Source organism: Mesobacillus sp., from assembly GCF_049588175.1.
Lineage (GTDB): Bacteria > Bacillota > Bacilli > Bacillales > Cytobacillaceae > Mesobacillus.
The window spans coordinates 1-2,548 of the sequence record NZ_JBAVFI010000102.1 but is presented as its reverse complement, the minus strand read 5'-3'; the positions used below and the strand labels follow the sequence as shown (position 1 = coordinate 2,548).

Here is a 2,548-nt window from a genome sequence, read left to right as displayed (position 1 = left end):
GCATTTAATGGGATGCATCTGTTGTATCTACGTGCTTCAGATGGTTGAAATTCAGCCCGATGAAGACAACGGACAGAAGTACGAATCCTGCGCCAACTAAAAATGGGATGTGCGAGTTAAACACTTCTCCTAATTTTGCAGCCATGAAAGGTGCAATGGCAGCACCAATGAAGCGCAGAAAGCTGTAAGCAGCTGAAGCAGTCGCTCTTTCTACTGGAGCTGCATCCATAACGGCTGTTGTAATCAAAGTATTGTTATTCCCCAATATCGCGCCGGCAAAAATAACAGCGCTGATCACGATCCACGGTGTCGATGCAAAGATTCCTATGATCATAAGATCAAAAGCAAATAGAATCAACATGAAAACCATAGCCTTAACAGTACCAAACCATTGTTGAAGCTTAGGCGCCATAAATACAGACGTAAGAGCCAGCAGGATACCCCATCCTAAGAATACGTAGCCAAGTCCCTTGGGCTCCAGACCCATAACAAAGGGAGCGTATGCCATGATGGTGAAGAAACCAACATTATATAAAGCTGCTACAATCCCTAATAGCAAAAGGGAACGGTGCCTCATTGCGTGGAATGGTGCGAGTAAAGAAGTCTTTGATTTTTTAACAGAATGCACCTTTGCATTAGGCATTAATAGGATAAGAAGAATAAAGGCCAATACCATTAATGTGGCAACCCCAAAAAATGGAGCTCTCCAAGTCAAGGACCCTAATGTCCCGCCAAGCAGCGGTCCAATTGATATGCCAAGCCCTACGGCTGCCTCATAAAGAATGATTGCTTTTGCTGTTCCGCTATCTGAAAGAGAAACAATCGCTGCCAGTGCTGTTGCTACAAACAGCGCATTTCCAAGTCCCCAACCGCCCCTTAATCCAACCAATGTCCAAATATTTTCAGCGAATCCTCCCAGGGCAGACACAACTGCAATAATCGAAATTCCCAGAAGGAGAGTGCCTTTGCTGCCAAGCCTTGATGATACCGTTCCAGTGATCAGCATGGCGAATGCCATTACTGCATTATAGCTTGTATATAGTAAAGTTACCTCACTTGGAGTCGCATTCAAATTATGCGCAATCGTCGGTAAGACCGGGTTTACCAGCCCCATTCCCATAAAAGCCGTGATTGCCGCAAAGAAGACCGCCCATACAGCGACAGGCTGGTGTAATATTCCGGAAGTAGTGGCTGAATCAATTGTTAAAGGTTTTGCTGCAGTTTGTGATTTTGAAGTCATTCTTCCTTCTCCTTTAATCCTTTTTTCGATTTATAATAATTTTTTGAAGGAATGCCTGATGACGTCTCCCCGGCTGATGATCCCAGCCAAAACACCATTTCGTTCAACAGGCACTTTCTTAATTTGTTTCTTGCCCAAAAGTGCCGCAATATTTTCAATTTCCTGGTTCCAAGCCACCTTTTGCACTTTCTTCTGAGCAATGACCATGACGTTCAAGTCCAAGACCTTTTGGGTCCTCACCTCAAATTCATCATCATCTCCCCTGATAACATCAACATAATAAAAAGAGTCAACGACGATATCCTTGTGTTTTCCGATATTTCGCATGATATCCCCATCGCTTATATAAGCGACAATTTCATTCCGCTCATTCACCACGGGCAGCCCGCTGATTTGATGGTCAATAAACTTCTCGATTACCAAACGCACATTGTCTGTATCTTTAACCTTGTAAACTGTCGAATTCATGATTTCATGAGCTTGCATATTAAACTCCTGTCTGTAAAAGAGTATACTAAACCGAAAAAAATAATTGTATGATGCAACTATATGATTGTATAATACAACTATTAACTATGTCAATGTTGCTTTCCAGAGATATACAGCAAATTGACAAAAGCCTGTGTTATATTATCATGTAACCTAGAGGAAGTATTCGGGGTGAAAAAACGATGAAAAAAGAAGCACTGGAAACGATTGAACTTGAATTGGCAATCCTGATCCGCCGGCTTACATCTGTTTCAACGGATAAAAGAAAAACCAGCCTTGACCGGTCTGGGTACCTCCTGCTTCGGAGACTATCCGCTTTAGGTCCTGCAGGGGTGAAGGTGCTGGCTGCTGAGTTTGACCTTGATATCTCTACGGTCAGCAGGCAAGCAAGGGCATTAGAGGATAAAGCGTATGTAAAAAAAGTTCCTGATTCACAGGATGGCCGTTCATATTTCTATGAAATTACAGAAGCCGGTCTTGCAGAATTAACCGCCAACCAATTGTCCAGATTAGACAGCATTACTAATCTGCTAAGTGACTGGACTGATGGTGACCGTGAAAATTTGGGACATCTGTTGAAAAAATTCAATCACTCTTTAAAAAATAGATAATAAAAAAAGGGCAGGCGGAATGTTTCTTAAACCATTCAGCCTGCCTTTCTTTGTATGATAATCACTTTGCCCACTTTTCCAGCAGTGGTCCGCTCTCCCCATAAACCGGATCAGTTTCTGGCAATGGCACATTTTTGATCTGAGACAAGGCTTGCGCTCGTACTCCCGGATCTTTTTTGTTCAGATTAGGGATACTTCCATTCGGATA

At 42.7% G+C, this 2,548-nt stretch carries 3 protein-coding genes; 1 reads left to right on the top strand and 2 read right to left on the bottom strand.

The features are described 5' to 3' along the window. Nucleotides 1-4 precede the first annotated feature (4 nt). Both WB217_RS02170 and WB217_RS02165 read right to left on the bottom strand, forming a co-directional pair. Complete coding sequence (locus WB217_RS02170; protein ID WP_423990223.1) at nucleotides 5-1,240, bottom strand: MFS transporter; 1,236 nt, start codon at nucleotides 1,238-1,240, stop codon at nucleotides 5-7. A gap of 30 nt (nucleotides 1,241-1,270) precedes the next feature. Further along, complete coding sequence (locus WB217_RS02165; RefSeq protein WP_423990221.1) at nucleotides 1,271-1,726, bottom strand: CBS domain-containing protein; 456 nt, start codon at nucleotides 1,724-1,726, stop codon at nucleotides 1,271-1,273. A gap of 185 nt (nucleotides 1,727-1,911) precedes the next feature. Here WB217_RS02165 and WB217_RS02160 point away from each other — a divergent pair, with 185 nt between their 5' ends. Then, nucleotides 1,912-2,340, top strand: coding sequence for a MarR family winged helix-turn-helix transcriptional regulator (locus tag WB217_RS02160; RefSeq protein WP_423990219.1), 429 nt, complete (start codon nucleotides 1,912-1,914; stop codon nucleotides 2,338-2,340). Nucleotides 2,341-2,548: the final 208 nt, after the last annotated feature.